Here is a 20278-nt window from a genome sequence, read left to right on the forward strand (position 1 = left end):
TTTCATTTAAATATCATATCGATATTTAATAAACATCACCTGTAAAATACTTTCTCATAATTTTTTCATAAGTTCCATCCAAACGGATTTCTTTTAGCGCCTTATTGAACTTATTTTTAAGTTCATTATTATTTTGACGGACTGCAATTGCAATAGGAAATCTTGTTTCTTCTAGAGTTCCCAAGAGGAGACAGCAATCTTTTCCTTCATTTTTAAGCCAATTTAATGCTTGTAATTTATCAACAATAATCACATCAAGTCGATGATTTAAAAGGTCACGATTCACTTCTATTGTGGAAGGGTAGAGTTTGATTTTCACCTCTTTAGAAGCATAATGATCTTCTGCATAGAAAGCTTGTGTTGTATTTGATTGCACACCAAGATTTTTACCTCTAAAGTCTTGTGTCGAGATTTCTTTAATTCCCGAAGCTTTGGTAACGATAACAGCCAGTGCTGTATCGTAGTAAGGATCTGTGAAGTCAATTTTTTGTAAGCGCTCTTGTGTGAGAGAGAGGGAAGCAATGATAGCATCATATTTTTTTGCAATAAGTCCAGGGATCATTCCCTCGAAGTCTTGTGTAACAATAGTACACTCAACATTCATTTTTTTACAAAGTGCATAAGATATATCAATATCAAGTCCCTGCAATTTATTATTTGAGTCAATATAACTAAAGGGAGGGTAGGTGCCTTCACTCGCAATTTTTAATGTTTTCGCATCAGCCAATTGGGTGAATAGTACGGCGCTTATTATAAGAGCTCCTGCTAATAATTTCATGATGTTCTCCTATTGGATAAGCGGGCAAATATGAAATCATTATGTTTTTATAATCTGTAAGCTTTTTGGGAGCAATTCAAAAATTTATTGATGCTTATTTTAGATCCTTATGTTGGGCATTAGTATCAAAAAATTAGATTTTGATACGATAAAAATACAACTTTATCGTTGTCATTAGATTCTATAAAGTGTTTAAATATTGAGGAACAATTAAAAATTATTTTGATAAATGTAAATTTTCTTATAGAAATGCCGAATTTCCAATTATACCTGCATGTCCAATAAAGAGTTAAAGATACTCCTTAAATATACAGATTGAATTTTAATTCATAGTGAGATCTAATCGATATCGAAAGTAAAATATTTTCTCATAATTTTCTCATAGGTTCCATCGGCGCGGATTTCTTCTATTGCTTTATTAAAACTGTTTTTAAGATCATTATTATTTTGACGGAGTGCAATTGCAATAGGAAAATTTGTTTTTTCTAGAGTTCCCAAGAGGAGACAGCAGTCTTTTCCTTCATTTTCAAGCCAATTTAATGCTTTTAATTTATCAAAGATGATGATATCAAGCCGATGGCTTAAAAGATCACGATTAACTTCTGCTGCTGTAGGATAAAGTTTGATATTAACTCCTTCAGAGGCATAATGATCTTCCGCATATGCAGCTTGTGTTGTATTTGATTGTACACCAAGGTTTTTACCTCTAAAGGCTTGTGTTGAGATTTCTTTAATTTCCGAATTTTTGGTAACAATAACAGCGAGTGCTGTATTGTAGTAAGGATCTGTAAAATCAATTTTTTGTAAGCGCTCTTTTGTAGGAGAAAGGGAAGAAACAATAGCATCGTATTTTTTGGCAAGAAGACCGGGAATCATCCCCTCGAAGTCTTGTGTGACAATAGTACATTCAACATTCATTTTTTTGCAAAGAGCATAAGATATATCAATATCAAACCCTTGAAGTTCGTTATTTGAGTCAATATAACTAAATGGCGGATAAGAAGCATCGCTTGCAATTTTCAGCGTTTGAGAATTGGCCGATAGGGTAAATAGTGTCGCGCTTATTATAAGAGCTCCTGCTAATAATTTCATTATGTTCTCCTATTAGATAAGCTGGCAAATATGAAACCATCATGAATTTTTATAATCTGTAAGTTCTTTTGGAGCAATGTAAAAAATTTATCTGTGGTCATTTTGCTATCATTATGCTGAATATCATTGTCAAAAAATAATTTCTTTTTATCAAGTATGGGAATAAAAAATACAGGAAAGAAGGACACCTCTATTGATTATATGATTTAATGATTTTACTTAAAAAATCAATAATTTATCTTTAAAAGAAAAACTATTAACTTAAATACAAAGAAAATTTCAGCTCTTAACAGGACAAAATGTAAAGTATTTTTATTCGAATCTATTTGAAGAGGGATAAGAAGTTTTGGCATCTTAGAAAAGCACTTAATGTAAGCCTTTTGCAATTTTATCTGAAGAAGATAGAAAGAAAAATTCTGACATTGCTAGATTTTAATATGTAATAGGGCTTTTAAACATGGGGGAATGATAGGGAATACATTTCTATTAAAGATAATGAGGATTATAAGGTAAAATTTTCAATTTCTTTTTGCTAAATGTTTGGCTAATTCGCAGAAAAGTATTCTCAATTTCTTTACAGAGCTAAAACTTAGAATTTTTTAGTAAATTTTTATGATGATGTTATCTCTGTAGAAAGAGTTTTAAAATCACGTTTTATAAAAATTCTTAAAGGATGTTTTTTGATTACTCTCAATAAAGCTTCAGTAAATTGAAGCTTTATTGATCTCTTTTTTTAATTTGCACGTTCATCTATAGGAACATAGTCACGCATAGCATAGCCTGTGTAGAGTTGTCGAGGACGACCAATTTTTTGTGCAGGGTCTTCAATCATTTCTTTCCATTGTGCCACCCACCCGACACTGCGCGCCAATGCAAAAAGGACAGTAAACATTTCAGTTGGAAAACCTAGAGCTTTTAATGTAATGCCGGAATAGAAATCAACATTGGGATAAAGCTTTTTCTCAATAAAATATTCATCACTTAAGGCAATTTTTTCAAGCTCTATTGCAATATCAAGAAGAGGGTCATCTTGAATGTTGAGTTCTTTTAAAACTTTATGACAGGTTTTTTGCATGATTTTTGCACGTGGATCATAATTTTTATAGACACGGTGCCCAAAGCCCATAAGGCGGAAAGGATCATTTTTATCTTTTGCACGTGCAATAAATTCAGGAATTCTTTTAATAGAACCTATTTCTTGTAGCATTTTTAGACATGCTTCATTGGCACCACCATGTGCTGGTCCCCAAAGGCATGCAACTCCTGCTGCAATACAGGCAAACGGATTAGCACCCGAGGATCCAGCAAGACGTACCGTAGATGTAGAAGCATTTTGTTCATGATCTGCATGAAGGATAAAGATTTGATCCATCGCCCGAGCAAGCACAGGGTTTGTTTTATATTCTTCACAAGGAACTGCAAAGCACATATGGAGGAAATTTGCAGCATAATTAAGATCATTACGTGGATAAACAAATGCTTGTCCGATACTGTATTTATAGGCCATAGCAGCAAGCGTTGGAACTTTTGAGATAAGACGAACAGAAGCAATCATTCTCTGGTGAGGATCTGTAATATCAATAGAGTCGTGATAGAACGCAGACATAGCGCCAAGGCAGGCAACCATGACGGCCATAGGATGAGAATCACGACGGAAGCCATGGAAGAAGCGTGCAAACTGTTCGTGTACCATGGTATGCTGCATAATACATCGATCAAATTCATTTTTTTCTTGCTGTGTTGGGAGTTCACCATAAAGTAAAAGATAACAACTTTCGAGAAAGTCTCCTTTTTCAGCCAATTGATCAATAGGATAACCACGATAAAGCAATATACCTTTATCACCATCGATATAAGTAATTTTTGATTCACAAGAAGCTGTTGAAGTAAAACCAGGATCATAAGTAAAAATATCGGTTTTTTTGTAGAGAGAAGCAATTTCAATGACTTCAGGTCCACTCGTGCCTTTACGCAAGGGAAGCTCTACTTTTTTATCATTCACAATAATATATGCGTTATTCTCAGACATTCGGTATTCCTTTCAGATCCTTCACTTCTAAAAATTAAGACTCTGCTTCATCAGAGTGGGGGATGTATAACTGAAGCTTTTCTTACTTATATTAAGGGTAGATTGCCTCTAAAAGTGAGTACATGCAATCTAAAAATATTTCCTTATTGATCATTATTACTCAATAAGAAATGTATTTCAATGATATAACATAAAAAACTCTTTTAGGGCGCGTTGAGATATCTGTATAGATCCTTATTTGAGGAAATATACTCAGTGCACATCATGGGCATATTGTTGTGATAAGTTGGTCCTTGATGCGATGAAGGGATTCATCGCGTCCTAATAAAATAAGAATATCCAAAACACCTGGTGATGTTGCACATCCTGTAAGAGCTGCGCGAAGTGGTTGGGCGATAGATCCAAATTTGAGATTCTGTGTTTGGACAAAAGAGCGAAGTGTTTCATCTAGAGTTTTTGTATCCCAAGAGGGGCAAGCTTTCAGAGCAAGATAAAGATCGTTTAAAATGGTTCGTCCATTTTTATCTAAGAGTATTTGAGCTTTTTCATCAAGTTGTAAAGGTCGTTGCGTAAAAATGAAGGAGGCATTGTCAATCAGTTCGCACAGTGTTTTTGAACGTTCTTTCAAATGCGGGATTGCTTTTAAAAATTGAACACGGCGTTTTTCATCAAGTTTTTCAATAATTTGTGCTCCCCTATCGGTTTCTGGTAGAATATTAAGAGCGGCATCAAAAAGTTCTTGATCATTACTCATACGCATATAGTGTCCGTTGATGGAATCGAGCTTTTTGAGATCAAAACGAGCAGCACCTTTGTTAATATCCTCAATATCAAACCAAGAAATCATATCTTTAAGTGACATCAGTTCGTCATCACCATGACTCCAACCTAAACGGACAAGGTAATTGCGCAAAGCAGCAGGAAGATATCCCATTGTTCGGTAGGCATCAACACCGAGCGCACCATGTCGCTTTGATAATTTTGCACCGTTTTCACCATGGATAAGAGGAATATGGGCCATAACAGGAATGTCCCATCCCATTGCTTTAAAGATAATCGTTTGTCGGGCTGCGTTGGTAAGATGATCGTCACCACGTATAATATGTGTGATGCCCATATCATGATCATCAACGACAACAGCATGCATATAGGTAGGCGAACCATCAGAACGCAAAATAATGAAGTCATCGAGATCTTTATTAGGAAAACGGACATCACCTTGAACGCGATCATGTACAATCGTTTCTCCATCTTGAGGGGCTTTGATGCGAATAACAGGCTTAACACCTTTAGGAGCTTCAGAACTATCACGGTCGCGCCAACGTCCATCATAACGTGGTGGGCGCCCTTCTGCACGGGCTTTTTCACGCATTTCAGCTAACTCTTCAGGTGAAGCATAACAATAATATGCTTTACCATTCTTGACCAACTGTTCAGCGATTTGGCGGTGACGTTCTGCACGTTCGAATTGCGAAATAGGGGCGCCATCGTAACTAAGACCCATCCAGTGCAAGCCATCTATAATGGCTTTTACAGCTGCTTCTGTTGAACGCTCTCGGTCTGTATCTTCAATTCGTAAAAGCATTTTTCCACCGGTATGTTTTGCATAAAGCCAATTAAAAAGAGCAGTACGAGCACCACCAATATGAAGGAAGCCAGTGGGTGAAGGGGCAAAACGAGTAATAACAGACACGAATATTTTCCTTTAAACTAAGATATTACTTATGGAATTTTATAGAAAAGTCATGTTAGCATAAGTGATGGGGCGTGCAATAGCCGTATTGCGAGTTAAAGTGGGGGACTGATGTTTTATAAAAGTAAAGAGGGTTTATCCGAAAAATCTGTTACAGAAGGAAAAAAGCCATGTCAGATAGGGCAGAGTGTTTTTTCTAGATATGATGATGCAAAGAACGGTAGCTATAACCAACAAAAACTTTTTTTATTGACACTCTTAAAAGAAGTAATCATTTTTTTTCGCAAATGGTTAGAAGATTGTATCAATAAAGAAGTTTCTTTTGGTATCCTTTTTTCGCTGATTTTAGTCTTTTTTGCCCTAGGAATCATTTTCTATTTTCATTTAGAGTGGGAACCAAGTTGGGGACAATTGGGGGCGTTGGTCAGTATTTTTCTGGGAATATTCTATGTTGCACGTTTTTATCGAAAAATATGGATTCCCGTGGGGTTTCTGTTTTGTATTATATTGGGTGCTTTAGCGGCAAAAATAGAAACGTGGCGTATTGCAACACCCATGCTAAGCAGTGACATTGTCACTACATTGACGGGAAGAATTGTTTCTATTGAGTCAGGTGCCAAAGGAGGATTTCGTTTAGTTTTGGAGATTTTGAATACAGAAAATCCTGTATTACGCCATAGTCTTCATCGTGTTCGTTTATCGGCAAGATATTTGCCATCTGGCTTAGCGATTGGTGATGGACTGCATGGAAAAGTTAAGATTCGTGCATTCTCTGGGCCTGTGCGTCCAGGAGGCTACGATTTTAGTTTTCATAATTATTTTAAAAGAATTGGAGCACAAGGCGTTTATTTAGAAAAACCAAGAAAAATATTCGTTTCGCAGCCTGATGGAATATTCGCTATCATTCTACAGAAAATTGAAAATTTACGCACGAAGATGACACAAAGAATCCATATAGCCCTTGAAGGAGAAAAGGGGAGTGTTGCAGCTGCCCTCATAACAGGGCAGCGTGCTGGTATTTCAAATGAGACAAATGAAGCATTACGTACAGCTGGATTAGCTCATATTTTATCAATATCAGGTTTACATATGGCGTTGTTAAGCGGCATAGTTCTTTTGAGTATCCGTAGTTTTTTAGCATTTTTTCCAGTTTTTTCTTCCTATTATTCCAGTAAAAAATTTGCTGCTATCGTTGCTTTTATGATAACAGCTTTTTATTTGTTATTGTCGGGCTTAGCAATATCAGCGCAAAGAAGTTTTGTGATGATTGCTGTTATGTTGGTTGCTATATTGTGTAATCGCTCTGCTATAACAATGCGTAATTTTTCCATTGCAGGGTTGATAACTCTAGCGATGACACCCCATGAAATATTAGGTCCTAGCTTTCAAATGTCCTTTTCTGCGACTGCTGCTTTGATCGCTTTTTTTGATTGGTGGAGTGGAAGGTCATTTTTTCGTAAAAGAAAAACAACTCCCTCTTATGTTGGAGGAGGAGTGATAAATTTTGTTTTCTCATCGATGCTTTCAACATGTGCTTCTTCCTTTGTTGCAGGGAGTGCAAGTGGAATTTATGCTGCTTATCATTTTTCTAATATGGCATCTTTGAGCATTATTAGTAATGCTTTTGCTTTGCCTGTCATCTCAATTTTTGTCATTCCCTTTGGATTAATCGCAGTTCTTGCAATGTTAGGAGGATTCGAATGGCTTCCTCTTCAAATTATGGGTTTTGGAGTTGATCTTGTAATAAAGATTGCACATGCTATCAAGGCTATTTCTCCTGATTTGAATCCTGGTTTTATGCCGTTATCAGCGTTAGTTTTATTGAGTATAGGCTTGGTTGGACTGACTTTTTGCAAAACACCCATCCGGCTCTTTTTTAGTTTGTTTATTTTGGCAGGTATTTCTATTTGTGTAATGCATTCACCTGTACAACTGATTATAGCAGATAATATGCGTCTCGTGGGCGTTATCCATGATAAAAAATTATATATTGATCGTTACCATATTTCTAAGTTCACGACATCCATATGGAAAAAGTCATTTCGTGTGAATGAAACGATTAAACCAACAAAATATGGTCCTTCGTTGCACGGACAATTTATTTGTGATTATCATGTATGTACATCTTTATTGGATAATGGATTAAAAGTGATCGTTTTACAGAGAGAAACAGATCAATGTGTAGAGGCAGATATTCTCATTCAGACATTTGTGATGCATAATCCAACTTGTTACAAGAAGGCAAAAATAATATTTATGCCTCAACAATTGTTATCACGAGGAAGCGTTATGATGACCAAAGGTGGAGATATTATTTGGTCTTCTCTAGGGTTTCATAGACCATGGAATATGCACAGACAGCATTCATAAAAACATATAATCGGTCATATTTTGCTTCACATTTGGATAATGACAAAACAAAAAATAACAGAAGACTTTTCTCATAATATTTTACGGTATTTAGATTGGTAATTTTATCAATGTCATTGAAACGAGATAATAATCTACAGTTTTCTAGAAATAGATGATTTTTTATATCTGATCATTTTAATTTTTTCAAAAAAATTGATATGTGCATCTTTGTGCATCCTATTGATAGCACAAGATAAATCAAAAATTCTTATTGAATGAAAAAAATGCTAACAAATCTTCTCAAAGAAATAAAAAAGATAATTGTTGATTATTCTATTTTATTCTTATCATATATTTCTATAACGGGTAACATCTCTTCAAGCAAAAGATGATGGTAAATTTAAATAGATTGCGTCAAGAGGTTATCTTTTATTATCATTATTATCGGTGGTAATAGGGGTGATAAATGCTGCTTATGCGGATAGAAGGCAAAGTCATTCATGAATGTTCAGCAGTTAAAAAAAATGGCAGCTATTAAAGCGCTTGAGTTTGTTGAAGATGGTATGCGGCTTGGTATCGGATCTGGTTCGACAGTCAATGAATTTATTCGTCTTCTAGGTGAGCGTGTTGCGGATGGTTTGCGTGTGACTGGTGTTGCTACTTCAAGATATTCTGAACAACTCTGTCATAAGTTTGGAGTGCCTGTTAGCACTTTAGAACAAATACCTGAGCTGGACCTTGATATTGACGGAGCAGATGAAATTGGTCCTGAGATGATGCTCATTAAAGGGGGAGGGGGAGCATTGTTGTATGAAAAAATTGTAGCATCGGCATCTCGTGCAATGCTTGTCATTGCGGATGAAACAAAGGTGGTAAAAAGACTTGGTGCTTTTGCACTACCAATTGAAGTTAATCCATTTGGTATCCACACAACATGCAGAGCCATTGAAAAAGTCGCTGATGATTTAGGGCTTTCTGGAAAAATTTCATTGCGAATGAATGGAAAAGATCCTTTTGAAACAGATGGTGGCCATTTTATTCTTGATGCATTTTGGGGCTGCATTTTGCAACCAAAACCATTATCGGATGCACTTCTTGCTATTCCTGGTGTTGTTGAGCATGGCCTTTTTTTGGGGTTGGCTTCACGTGCAATTGTCGCTATGGCTGATGGTCAAATAAAAGTTTTAGAACCGTTTGATTTTTAGAAAAGGCATTTACATGATGATATGTTAGCACAGTAAATAAAGGGTCTTAAAGATTTTAGGTAGAATAACGAATTAAAATTATAATTAGCTATCGGGGTAATCATTAAATGAAAATAATATTTTCTTTTCAGCGTTTTGTCGTATATTTTGGTGTAATTGCTATTTTTTTTGTAAATGTTGGAACGGTTTATGCACAAGGTGTGAGTGATCAACATTTGGATTCAGCGCGAAAGGCAATCAGAGCTATTCATGCAACGGATCAATTTGATAGTTTTTTACCAAATGCGGTCCATGATTTCAAAAATGAACTGATCAGCGATGATCCGAATTTAGCAACAGCTATTTCTGATATTGTTGATAAGCAGGCGCTTGCTTTAATTAAAAGGCGCTCTGATCTAGAAAAAGAGATTGCTCATGTATATGCAAAATATTTTACTCAAAAAGAGCTTGATGCGATAACAACATTTTATAATTCTGATACCGGTAAAAAGTTTTTGACAGAAGTCCCCAATATTGCACGTGATTCTTATTCAGCATTTGATATATGGCGTACTGCTCTTATGCGGGATCTTGTAGAAAATGTGAAAAAAGAGATGTCTGAAACACTTAATTTGAATAATTCTACTATGCCTACAAATATGCCAATAAAATCAGAATCTTCAGAAAATAAAAAATAGCTTGATCGATATCATGACAACAATGGGCAATTTCTGATTTTTTTAATAGCGGCGGTTTTCCCGCCGTTTTTAATATTTTAATGAGAGTAGGTCTTTTTAGAATACTGCTTTATAAAAAATGCTTCTTCAAAAGAAAAAAAGACTTTCATTTGATAATAAAAGACCTTAGCCTACTCTTGCAGCTATATAAGAAGGAATAATTCGTGGGCTCTTTTGATTTTGATTTATTTGTTATTGGAAGTGGTTCTGGTGGAGTGCGTGCAGCACGGCTTGCTGGAGGTCTTGGCAAGCGGGTCGCTATAGCAGAGGAATATCGTATAGGGGGCACTTGTGTTATTCGTGGTTGCGTTCCCAAAAAACTTTATGTTTATGCATCACAATATGTAAAAGAATTTAAGAAAAGTGTTGGTTTTGGGTGGGAATATGCGGATCCAATTTTTAGCTGGGAAAAGTTGGTTGCAGCTAAAAATAAAGAAATATCAAGGTTAGAAGGGCTGTATCGTAAGGGATTAGAAAATAACAATGTGCATATTTATGAAAGTCGTGCTACTTTTATAGATGATCACACATTAGAGCTTTCTGCCACGGGTGAGCGGGTAAGTGCAGAAAAAATTTTGATTGCAACGGGAGCAAAATTTGCACAAAATACTCCCATAGAAGGTGGTGAATTTTGCCTTACTTCTAATGAGATTTTTGACCTTGATCAACTCCCAAAATCAATAGTCATTGTTGGTGGAGGGTATATTGGTGTTGAATTTGCTAATATTTTTCATGAATTAGGTGTAAAAACAACACTCCTCCATCGGAGTGATTTAATCCTTCGTAATTTTGATCATGATTTGCGGCAATTGCTCAGCGATGCAATGATTGAAAAAGGGATTTCTATTCTCTACGGAATAACAATTTCTAAAGTGCAGGCTGCAGAAAATTGTTATGAAGTTGTTTTATCAAATGGGAAAATAATCAGTGCCGATCAGATTATGTTGGCTACGGGGCGTGTACCAAATACAACGGGTTTAAGACTTGATAGGGCAGGTGTTCAAGTGGATGAATTTGGTGCAGTTGTTGTTGATGAGAAAATGACAACAAATATCCCTCATATTTGGGCTGTTGGTGATGTAACAGGTCATATTCAATTAACACCTGTTGCGATTCATGATGCAATGTGTTTTGTTAAGACAGCATTTGAGAATATTCCCACAACACCTGATTATGATTTAATTACAACAGCAGTTTTTTCACAGCCAGAGATTGGAACGGTGGGGCTTTCAGAAGAAGAGGCGGTAAAGCGTTATAAGCGTCTTGAAATTTATCGTACAGTTTTTCGTCCTATGCGTAATGTTCTTTCTGGTAGTTCAGAGAAAATGCTTATGAAACTCATTGTTGATGGTGAAAGCCGTATTGTTGTGGGCGCTCATATTTTAGGGGAAAATGCTGGTGAGATGGCACAGCTTATAGGGATATCTCTCAAGGGTAAGCTGACGAAGGATATCTTTGACGAGACGATGGCAGTGCATCCAACGATGGCAGAAGAATTGGTAACAATGTATAAACCAAGTTATATATATGAAAATGGGAAGAAAATAGAAAGTTAAACAGCATATATTATGGTAAAAAGTTTTTGATATGCTAATCTTTAAGCTTAATCTTTAGAGAGAGTGTAATGATAAAAGAATGGGCGCCTGACACTTGGAGAACAAGGCCAATTAAACAAGTTCCGACTTATCCGGATAAGTCTATGTTAGAAGATGTTGAGCGAAAACTGAGAAGCTATCCTCCTTTAGTTTTTGCCGGTGAAGCACGTGATTTAAAAAATGAATTAGCAGCCGTTGCGAAAGGCCAAGCTTTTTTATTACAAGGTGGTGATTGTGCCGAAAGCTTTGCAGAACATGAAGCTGATAATATCCGTGATTTTTTTCGCGTATTTTTGCAAATGGCGATTGTTTTAACCTTTGGTAGTTCTAAACCGGTTGTTAAGATTGGTCGTATTGCTGGTCAATTTGCAAAGCCTCGCTCTTCTGATATAGAAAGAAAAGAGGGGGTTGAATTTCCTGCTTATCGTGGGGATATTATTAATGGCATTGAATTTGAAGCCGGTTCTCGTATTCCAGATCCGCAACGGATGTCTATGGCTTATCGCCAATCTGCGGCAACACTTAATCTATTGCGTGCTTTTTCACAAGGTGGCTATGCTAATTTAGAAAATGTTCACACATGGATGTTGAGTTTTGTTTCTAACAGTCCGCAGGGGGAACGTTATGAATTATTGGCAGAGCGTATTTCTGAAGCAATTGATTTTATGCGTTCTATAGGGATTACATCCAAAACACATTCTTCATTGCGTGAAACATCTTTTTATACCAGTCATGAAGCACTGTTGCTTGGTTATGAAGAGGCTTTGACTCGGATTGATTCAACTTCAGGAAATTGGTATGCAACATCTGGTCATATGTTATGGATTGGTGACCGTACGCGTCAGATTGACCATGCTCACGTTGAATATTGTCGCGGCATTAAAAATCCTATAGGATTAAAATGTGGTCCTTCCATTGAGTCTGATGAGCTTTTAAAATTAATTGATATTTTAAATCCTGAAAACGAGTTGGGGCGGCTTACTCTCATTACGCGCTTTGGTTATGATAAAGTTGAACGTTATCTGCCTAAACTCATCCGTGCCGTTGAACGCGAGAAGCGTGCGGTTATATGGTCATGTGATCCAATGCATGGCAATACAATTACTGCCAATGGTTATAAGACGCGTCCCTTTGATTATGTTTTAAAAGAAGTAGAGAATTTTTTTGCAGTGCATCGTGGAGAAGGAACTTATCCAGGGGGCATTCATATTGAGATGACAGGTCGTGATGTTACTGAATGTACAGGAGGGGCGCATGCCATTTCTGTGGACGATCTATCTGATCGTTATCATACGCAATGTGATCCTCGGCTAAATGCAGATCAAGCGTTAGAATTGGCTTTTCTTGTTGCTGAACTCCTTAAAAAAAATCGTGCGACTGACTCGTTAGCAATTGCTGCTGAGGGGTAGGCAAAAATTTACTTAATATTTTTTTAGGTCATTATGGCAGAAGAGAATTTTTAAAAAAGTGATATTTCCGATGATGAAGAATAAAGTTGTGGTTGCTAAACTGATGAAATGATACAAAGGCTTATGAAAAATGATTTTCGGGTATCAATTGCCCAATTGAATCCTATTGTCGGTGATATTAAGGGAAATTTTTCTTTAGCTGTCATGGCGCATCAAAAGGCCAAAGAAGAGGGGGCTGATCTTGTTTTATTCACGGAACTTTTTATAAGCGCTTATCCGCCGGAAGATCTTGTTCTAAAACCTGCTTTTACAAAAACATGTGAAGAGACTGTTGAGAAATTAGCAAAGATAACCGTAGGCGGACCAGGAATTGTCATTGGTCTTCCATTAAGGCGCAATGGTAATATTTACAACGCTGTCATGGTTCTTGATGAAGGGAGAGTCATTGCCGAAAGTTTGAAGTTTGATTTACCTAATTATGCTGAATTTGATGAAAAGCGTTTATTTTCTTCAGGTCCACGTCCTCAGCCTATTGTCTATCATGGAATCAAATTAGGAATAGTCATTTGTGAGGATCTTTGGAATGATTCCTCTCTTAGTACAGAGCTTAAAGATAAAGGAGCGGAAATTATTCTTGTCCTTAACGGATCTCCCTACTATCGTAATAAAACTTTAAAACGTATAGATGTTATCCATACGCAAGCTCTACAATCTGGAGTGCCAATTATCTACGCTAATCAAGTTGGTGGTCAAGATGAACTCGTTTTTGATGGCGGGTCTTTTGCCTTGAATGGACAAGGCAAAAAGATATTTCAAATGAAACACTTTGATAGCCATATTGCTTTAAGCCATTGGCAAAAAACAACGACGGGATGGCACTGTATTTCAGGTCCTAATGAAAGTTTTCTCAATGGATTAGCGGCTGATTATCAAGCTTGTGTTTTGGGGTTGAAAGATTACGTTAATAAAAACGGCTTTAAGGATGTTATTCTTGGTCTTTCAGGAGGAATTGATTCAGCCCTGTGTACGGCAATGGCGGTGGATGCTCTTGGTGCTGAGAGGGTTCGCACCATTATGATGCCCTATCATTATACTTCGCAAGAATCATTAAAAGATGCCAAAGAATGTGCACAACTTTTAGGGTGTCTTTATGAAATCATACCGATTGAGCAAGCTGTTGAAGCTTTTCTTGAAACAATGGCACCTGTTTTTTCAGGGTTACCCTCTGACGTCACAGAGGAAAATCTTCAAAGTCGTATACGCGGTACAGTTTTAATGGCTCTTTCAAATAAATTCGGTTCAATGGTGGTAACGACAGGCAATAAGTCAGAAATGGCTGTGGGATATGCAACACTGTATGGGGATATGAATGGCGGGTTTAATCCTCTTAAAGATATTTATAAAATGCAGGTTTATGCATTAGCTGAGTGGCGCAATAAAAATCACTTGCACAATTTAAGAGGACCAGAAGGGATTGTCATTCCATCCAATATTATAGAAAAAGCGCCTTCTGCAGAGCTGCGAGAAAATCAAAAAGATGAAGATTCTCTTCCGCCTTATCCTATTCTAGATGATATCTTACAATCTCTTGTAGAAAATGACATGAGTATTTGTGATATTGTTAAACGTGGACATTCACGAGAAACTGTTGCGAAAGTTGAACAGCTTCTTTATGGTGCCGAATATAAAAGGCGTCAATCTGCGCCTGGTGTAAAAATCAGTTACAAAAATTTCGGACGCGATCGTCGCTATCCCATAGTCAATCATTTTCGCGATAAAAATTGAGTATTATTTTATGGTTAAAGTTCGTTTTGCTCCCTCTCCAACAGGTTATATTCATATTGGCAATATCCGTATTGCGCTTTTCAACTGGCTTTATGCGCAAGCGTATAAGGGAGAATTTATTTTACGCTATGATGATACAGATATTGAACGTTCTAAACAAGAATATATCGATGCTATTGCTGTTGACCTTGAATGGCTTGGTATTCAACCAGATGCAATTTATTACCAATCCAAGCGATTTAATCGATATGATGAAGTGGCAGAAATTCTCAAACAACGTGGTCTTCTTTATCCTTGTTATGAGACAACAGAGGAATTAGAGCGGCGTCGTAAAATCCAGCTTTCACGCAAATTGCCTCCTGTTTATGACCGTGCAGCATTGAAGTTGACAACAGAAGAGAGAAAAAACTTTGAATCACAAGGTCGTAAACCCCATTGGCGTTTTCTTCTTCCTAATTTTGAAAGTGATCCTTTACACACAAAGCGAACAGAAGTTTGCTGGAATGATGCAATAAAGGGAAAGCAGACGATTGATTTAGCTTCTCTTTCAGATCCTGTTCTTATTCGTGAAGATGGAACCTATCTTTATACATTGCCGTCTATTGTTGATGATGTAGATATGGCTATTACGCATATTATTCGTGGGGATGATCATATTACAAATACAGGCGCTCAAATTGCTCTTTTTAAAGCTCTTAATGCAGAATTACCGGTTTTTGCTCATACCAATTTATTGGCGACAGTTTTAGGAAAAGGATTTTCAAAACGTAATAATGATCTTTCTATTCGTTCTCTACGGGAAGAAGGATTTGAATCTATAGCTGTTCAATGCCTTGCCGTTTTGATTGGGACATCGCAAAATGTGCATCCCTATCCCAATCAAGCTGCGCTTTTAGAGCATTTTAATCTCCAAGATACGTCAAGATCCGTTGCAAAATTTGATATTGCTGATCTTCTTGCTTTGAATAGTCATCTTGTCCATGAGTTAACCTATGAGGAAGTAAAAATGCGCCTTAAAAAACTTTCTATTGAGGGAGATAAGGCGGAATATTTCTGGAACGCGATAAGAAGCAATATTAATAAAGTCAATGATGCTGTTTTTTGGTGGAAAATCATTCATGATGAACAGAATTTTGATACAGTAGCACTAGAGGATCGTGCTTTTGTGCACCAATCACTCGATTTCTTACCTGAAGGTGCTTTGAATGAGGAAAGTTGGAAAATTTGGACAACAGCATTAAAAGAAAAAACAGGTCGAAAAGGAAAAGCTTTATTTATGCCATTACGTCAGGCACTTACGGGCATGGATCATGGACCTGAAATGGGAAAAATTTTGCAGCTTTTAGGGCGTAAAAAGGTAACGGAAAGGCTCTCTAGGAAATAAGAGCGGATTTTTTAAAAGTATTTCGTTCATTTCACTCTTAAAGAGAGTAAAGAACGGGTTTATTTACACGTTTTTATAAGCATGAAAGCAGGAATATCATCACCAAATCCAATGGGTGTGTAATTCTTATTTTTTCGTGAGCGTTGTTGCTCAGATGGCTTCTCCTTATTATTTGCATTTTTGATATATTCTGTTTTATTCTCTTCTACAGATTTTTTAGTGTGAACAACAGGCTCTTTTGGAGCAGTTTTCTTTGATGGTTTTGAAGATTTTTTCTTTACAACAATATCTTCTGTTTGATCATCAGCTATTAAAGTTGAGAGATCTCCATTGAGCCATTCAATTTTTTCATTACTCATTTCTTCGATGGCATTGATATATTTTTGATCAGCTTTTGTGACAATTGTAAAAGCTTTTCCGCTGCGATTTGCACGCCCTGTACGACCAATTCGATGGATATAGTCTTCAGCATGTGTAGGAACATCATAGTTAAATACATGACTTACAGCTGGAATATCGAGTCCACGGGCAGCAACATCAGAAGCAACAAGAAGTGTAAGTTTATTATTTTTAAAATCAGCTAGGGTGTTCATGCGCGAATATTGGTCCATATCTCCATGAAGTGCCCCTACATTAAAGTTATGTTTGATGAGCGATCTAAAAAGTTCAGAGATATCTCTCTTTCGATTACAGAAAATGATTGCATTTTGAAGCTCTGCACCTTCATTTTGGATAAGCTCTCGTAAAACCGCTCTTTTATCCCATGATTTATTTCCAGATTTGACAAGCCGCTGTGTAATTGTGGTTGCAGTTGAGGATGCTTTTGTAACTTCAACAGATACAGGAGAATGTAAAAATTGTTTCGTTAGTTTTGTAATTTCTGGCGCCATTGTTGCAGAAAAGAACAAAGTTTGACGCGTAAAAGGAGTTAGCTTACAGATGCGTTCAATATCAGGAATAAAGCCCATATCCAACATGCGATCAGCTTCATCAATCACAAGGATTTCAACGCCCATCAGGAGCAGTTTACCGCGCTCGCAATGATCAAGAAGGCGCCCTGGTGTTGCTATAAGAACATCAGCTCCCCGTTCAAGTTTGCGATCTTGGAGTTCAAAAGAAACTCCACCAATCAAAAGAGCAACATTTAAACGATGATTTATTCCGTATTTATCGAAATTTTCTTCAACTTGAGCTGCAATTTCTCTTGTTGGTTCTAAGATGAGCGTACGGGGCATTCGTGCTCTTGCACGACCTTTTTCAAGGAGAGTGAGCATAGGCAATACGAAAGAGGCAGTTTTACCTGTTCCCGTTTGGGCGATTCCTAAAACGTCTTTTCTTTGAAGGACATGCGGAATTGTTTCGCTTTGAATAGGTGTTGGAGCTGTATACCCCGCTGATTTCACCGCATTAATAACCTTTGCGGAAAGACCTAAATCATCAAAACTGTTTAAAGATGGTATCATTTTTTTATCAACTGCTCTGTGATTTTAACTGCGTTATCTAAATGATAATTATAACCAATATTCTACACTCTTTAAAAGTGTTAAGATGTTTTTACAAAAAATTAACTATAACAATCATATACACATAAAACGCATAATACAATCATTAATAGCGAAATTGTTCTGATAAAATGCGCTCATCCCATGAATGATTTGAGTCAAAAAGGATTGAAGCTGTTACTTCTGTTGCCATTGAAATAGTAACTGAATGGACAGATTTAACTTCAATATTATCTGCAGCAGCATTTACAGGGCGTTTGTCAGGTTCAAGCATATCAAAGCGCACTGTTACTGTATTGGGAAGCAAAGCTCCATGCCAACGCCGAGGGCGAAAAGGGCTAACAGGAGTGAGGGCCATAAGGGGAGCCATAAGAGGTAAGATAGGTCCTTGTGCTGATAAATTATAGGCGGTTGATCCAGCTGGTGTAGCGACGAGGACACCATCACAACTTAATTGTTCCATGCGTACGTTGTTATCAATGGTGATGCGAATTTTTGCGGCTTGATAAGATTGCCGAAAGAGGGATACTTCATTAATTGCAAGCGCCTCGATAGAATCTTGACATTCAGATTTTGCAACCATGCGCAGGGGATGGATTTCTTTTTTATGTGCGGCAGCAATACGATTGGGCAATTTTTTTTCATGAAATTCATTCATAAGAAATCCTACAGAACCTTGATTCATACCATAAATAGGTTTGCCTGTGTTCATGACGTCTCGTACGGTTTGTAACATTGTCCCATCACCACCGATTGCAACAACAATATCAGTTTCTTCCAGAGAAGAATGACCATAAACGGAAATTAATTTATGGGTAGCTTTGATAGCCTCCTCAGTTTCTGCGGAAATAAAATGAAAGCGACTTGGTAATGTAGCCATTTAAAAATTATCCTGATACTTATAATTTATGTTGTAACTTATTTATGAGAGTTTTGAAGTTGTAATAAAAGCTCTTTTTATAATAAAGAGAGCATTGAATAAAGAGAAGTTATTTCAAGGTAAAGTATCATTAAAAAGTAAAAGGAGTGCGTCGTTAGATAAATCACAAACAAGTAATTTTTTTATTAGAATGATAATTTAGCATTGAAGCTAAGAGTATGATTAGTTAAAAGACCATAACTGATTTTAATAATCAGTGTGAAGCACCCGTAGCTCAGCTGGATAGAGCGCTGCCCTCCGAAGGCAGAGGTCACAGATTCGAATTCTGTCGGGTGCACCAAATTTTTCAACTTCATATTATCCTAAATAACAATATTACCTAAAAAGAAGCCAATTTCCTCTTTTATGAAAATGGTTATTTGAGTTGTTTATTAAGTTTTTTAGCGAATAAGCAAATGATTTTAAGAGAAGCAAAATTTACGGCTGCGTATATAATTCTTCGGTTAGTCATTTTGAATATCGAGATAAAAAACAAGATTATCTAAATATGCTTTCAATTTAACTATAAACATTTATAACATAAAAATACATATTAATTCAATATGTTATTGTACAACTGATCTGGCGATGTTGATAGTAGATCGCTAAATATATTGTTTTGAGCATTAAAATAGATAGCTAAATTTTCTTTTATTCTATTTTTGGAGCTAAAGGCTGTTATGGTGAGATGGAACGCAGATGAGGAATATCACCAGTTAAAGGAACAATAAGGAGGAAAAACAACCTTCAAGATTTGAATTGTTTCAAAATGCTGTATTCGGTATGGTTTTGATATGGGTATCTGGTGATTTCTCTATACACCAATATTGCCAGTTATGTTGGATGAGGGATTGTTTACCTTTAATCAACGTTCTTATATACCAAGCGCTAATTATGATGGTTATTTAGTTGGGAGTATGTTCTTTACGTTTGGCAGAATTTGGAATATATTTCTTGCTCCTCGTATGCTATCTTATGCAGCTATAGTAATGAGTGCACTTATTATTTTCATAGCATTAACACTTAGTCCTTTTGATCCGTTTTGCTGCTGGTGTTGCGAGTGCAGCAATGATGATTTTTGGTTCTATTATAGTCATACAGCATAGCCATATGGGCGGATTATTGCTTCGCTTTATGCAGGTGTAGGAGTTGATATTCTACTACTAGGTAATGAATATGTTATTATTAGTTTGAACAGAGCACTTGATTCAACAAACATTTGGTTTGGAGTTAGCTTAATGTCTGTTCAAAATTTTTAAAAACATATAGGTTTAATTATAACAACTATATCAAAAAACACCTCCGTTATTTCTTTCATTGCAAATGAAACCGCTCCTGTTAATCAGAAAAAACCATCCAAAATATGAATTGACCAATCAAAAGGATTTCGTGACTGGCATTATATCGCATTCGTACTTTAAGAGATTTTGGTGATGTAAAAAAGGCGATCTAGATGCTTTTATTGAAATTGAAAGCAACCTCTCTCATGATGGCAATTGCTGGGTTGCTATAATGCCTGTGTTGTAAAATCTGGTCGTGTTTATGAAAATACAAGGGGCTATGGCAATACTGCCATTGGGGGCTATGTCTATGGCAATACCCTTATATGTGATAAAACCTATGTGTATTTTGGTGCTCATGTTTATGACAATGCTCATCTTTTTTATAACGGTTGAGTTTATCATTATGCGTGGGTTTATGGGAATGAAAAATTATCCGGTATTGTACGTATTTATAGCAATGCCGCGGTTTATGATCATGCGGTTGTTTAGGCAAGGTTTATGGCAATGCTAGTGTGGGGTGTCATACTAAGGTCTAC

General features: G+C 36.5%; 14 protein-coding genes, 1 tRNA gene and 1 pseudogene. 10 read left to right on the top strand and 6 right to left on the bottom strand.

What is annotated here, in order from left to right:
- Positions 1-25: 25 nt before the first annotated feature.
- The 4 genes from ACFILY_RS06895 to gltX (ACFILY_RS06910) all read right to left on the bottom strand — a co-directional run bounded on the left by ACFILY_RS06895 (position 26) and on the right by gltX (ACFILY_RS06910) (position 5592).
- Complete coding sequence (locus ACFILY_RS06895) at positions 26-778, bottom strand: transporter substrate-binding domain-containing protein (RefSeq protein WP_375631231.1); 753 nt, start codon at positions 776-778, stop codon at positions 26-28.
- A 339-nt stretch (positions 779-1117) separates the two neighbouring features.
- Positions 1118-1870 carry a transporter substrate-binding domain-containing protein gene (locus tag ACFILY_RS06900; protein ID WP_375631230.1) on the bottom strand — a complete coding sequence of 251 codons (753 nt, stop codon included), beginning with the start codon at positions 1868-1870 and terminating at the stop codon, positions 1118-1120.
- Between the two features lie 733 nt (positions 1871-2603).
- Positions 2604-3899 carry a citrate synthase gene (gene gltA, locus ACFILY_RS06905; protein ID WP_273790681.1) on the bottom strand — a complete coding sequence of 432 codons (1296 nt, stop codon included), beginning with the start codon at positions 3897-3899 and terminating at the stop codon, positions 2604-2606.
- A 262-nt stretch (positions 3900-4161) separates the two neighbouring features.
- The gene (gene gltX, locus ACFILY_RS06910; protein WP_375631229.1) at positions 4162-5592 is read right to left on the bottom strand and encodes a glutamate--tRNA ligase; all 1431 of its coding nucleotides are present in this window, start codon (positions 5590-5592) and stop codon (positions 4162-4164) included.
- A 111-nt stretch (positions 5593-5703) separates the two neighbouring features.
- Here gltX (ACFILY_RS06910) and ACFILY_RS06915 point away from each other — a divergent pair, with 111 nt between their 5' ends.
- The 7 genes from ACFILY_RS06915 to gltX (ACFILY_RS06945) all read left to right on the top strand — a co-directional run bounded on the left by ACFILY_RS06915 (position 5704) and on the right by gltX (ACFILY_RS06945) (position 16038).
- Positions 5704-7962, top strand: a complete 2259-nt coding sequence (locus ACFILY_RS06915) for a ComEC/Rec2 family competence protein (protein WP_273790683.1) — start codon at positions 5704-5706, stop codon at positions 7960-7962.
- A gap of 482 nt (positions 7963-8444) precedes the next feature.
- Positions 8445-9149 carry a ribose-5-phosphate isomerase RpiA gene (rpiA, locus tag ACFILY_RS06920; protein WP_273790684.1) on the top strand — a complete coding sequence of 235 codons (705 nt, stop codon included), beginning with the start codon at positions 8445-8447 and terminating at the stop codon, positions 9147-9149.
- Between the two features lie 107 nt (positions 9150-9256).
- Positions 9257-9826 (top strand): DUF2059 domain-containing protein, encoded by a 570-nt coding sequence (locus ACFILY_RS06925; RefSeq protein ID WP_273790685.1) that lies wholly within the window; start codon positions 9257-9259, stop codon positions 9824-9826.
- Between the two features lie 203 nt (positions 9827-10029).
- Positions 10030-11421 carry a glutathione-disulfide reductase gene (gene gor / locus ACFILY_RS06930; RefSeq protein WP_273790686.1) on the top strand — a complete coding sequence of 464 codons (1392 nt, stop codon included), beginning with the start codon at positions 10030-10032 and terminating at the stop codon, positions 11419-11421.
- 68 nt (positions 11422-11489) lie between these two features.
- Positions 11490-12869 (top strand): class II 3-deoxy-7-phosphoheptulonate synthase, encoded by a 1380-nt coding sequence (locus tag ACFILY_RS06935; protein ID WP_273790687.1) that lies wholly within the window; start codon positions 11490-11492, stop codon positions 12867-12869.
- 123 nt (positions 12870-12992) lie between these two features.
- Complete coding sequence (locus ACFILY_RS06940; RefSeq protein ID WP_375637724.1) at positions 12993-14654, top strand: NAD+ synthase; 1662 nt, start codon at positions 12993-12995, stop codon at positions 14652-14654.
- A gap of 10 nt (positions 14655-14664) precedes the next feature.
- Positions 14665-16038, top strand: coding sequence for a glutamate--tRNA ligase (gene gltX, locus ACFILY_RS06945; protein ID WP_375637723.1), 1374 nt, complete (start codon positions 14665-14667; stop codon positions 16036-16038).
- 59 nt (positions 16039-16097) lie between these two features.
- Here gltX (ACFILY_RS06945) and ACFILY_RS06950 read toward each other — a convergent pair whose 3' ends face one another.
- Both ACFILY_RS06950 and ACFILY_RS06955 read right to left on the bottom strand, forming a co-directional pair.
- Positions 16098-17501 (bottom strand): DEAD/DEAH box helicase, encoded by a 1404-nt coding sequence (locus ACFILY_RS06950; protein ID WP_273790690.1) that lies wholly within the window; start codon positions 17499-17501, stop codon positions 16098-16100.
- A 145-nt stretch (positions 17502-17646) separates the two neighbouring features.
- Positions 17647-18420: an NAD kinase gene (locus ACFILY_RS06955; protein WP_375637722.1), complete on the bottom strand. Its 774-nt coding sequence runs from the start codon at positions 18418-18420 to the stop codon at positions 17647-17649.
- A gap of 263 nt (positions 18421-18683) precedes the next feature.
- Between ACFILY_RS06955 and ACFILY_RS06960 the strand changes: the two genes are divergently transcribed.
- From ACFILY_RS06960 to ACFILY_RS06970, 3 genes and pseudogenes are all read left to right on the top strand, one after another.
- A tRNA-Arg gene (locus tag ACFILY_RS06960) sits at positions 18684-18760 on the top strand.
- Between the two features lie 535 nt (positions 18761-19295).
- A pseudogene (locus ACFILY_RS06965) lies at positions 19296-19605 on the top strand (YbfB/YjiJ family MFS transporter).
- A gap of 350 nt (positions 19606-19955) precedes the next feature.
- Complete coding sequence (locus ACFILY_RS06970; RefSeq protein WP_375637721.1) at positions 19956-20135, top strand: hypothetical protein; 180 nt, start codon at positions 19956-19958, stop codon at positions 20133-20135.
- Positions 20136-20278 lie beyond the last annotated feature (143 nt).

Origin of the sequence: Bartonella sp. CL25QHWL, assembly GCF_042195335.1 — a bacterium.
GTDB lineage: Bacteria > Pseudomonadota > Alphaproteobacteria > Rhizobiales > Rhizobiaceae > Bartonella.

Coding starts and splice junctions, on each gene's coding strand:
- gltA (WP_273790681.1), bottom strand. CDS start 3,899: ATGTCTGAGAATAACGCATATATTATTGTGAATGATAAAAAAGTAGAG.
- ACFILY_RS06895 (WP_375631231.1), bottom strand. CDS start 778: ATGAAATTATTAGCAGGAGCTCTTATAATAAGCGCCGTACTATTCACC.
- ACFILY_RS06925 (WP_273790685.1), top strand. CDS start 9,257: ATGAAAATAATATTTTCTTTTCAGCGTTTTGTCGTATATTTTGGTGTA.
- ACFILY_RS06955 (WP_375637722.1), bottom strand. CDS start 18,420: ATGGCTACATTACCAAGTCGCTTTCATTTTATTTCCGCAGAAACTGAG.
- ACFILY_RS06940 (WP_375637724.1), top strand. CDS start 12,993: ATGAAAAATGATTTTCGGGTATCAATTGCCCAATTGAATCCTATTGTC.
- ACFILY_RS06950 (WP_273790690.1), bottom strand. CDS start 17,501: ATGATACCATCTTTAAACAGTTTTGATGATTTAGGTCTTTCCGCAAAG.
- ACFILY_RS06935 (WP_273790687.1), top strand. CDS start 11,490: ATGATAAAAGAATGGGCGCCTGACACTTGGAGAACAAGGCCAATTAAA.
- rpiA (WP_273790684.1), top strand. CDS start 8,445: ATGAATGTTCAGCAGTTAAAAAAAATGGCAGCTATTAAAGCGCTTGAG.
- ACFILY_RS06900 (WP_375631230.1), bottom strand. CDS start 1,870: ATGAAATTATTAGCAGGAGCTCTTATAATAAGCGCGACACTATTTACC.
- ACFILY_RS06915 (WP_273790683.1), top strand. CDS start 5,704: ATGTTTTATAAAAGTAAAGAGGGTTTATCCGAAAAATCTGTTACAGAA.
- gltX (WP_375637723.1), top strand. CDS start 14,665: ATGGTTAAAGTTCGTTTTGCTCCCTCTCCAACAGGTTATATTCATATT.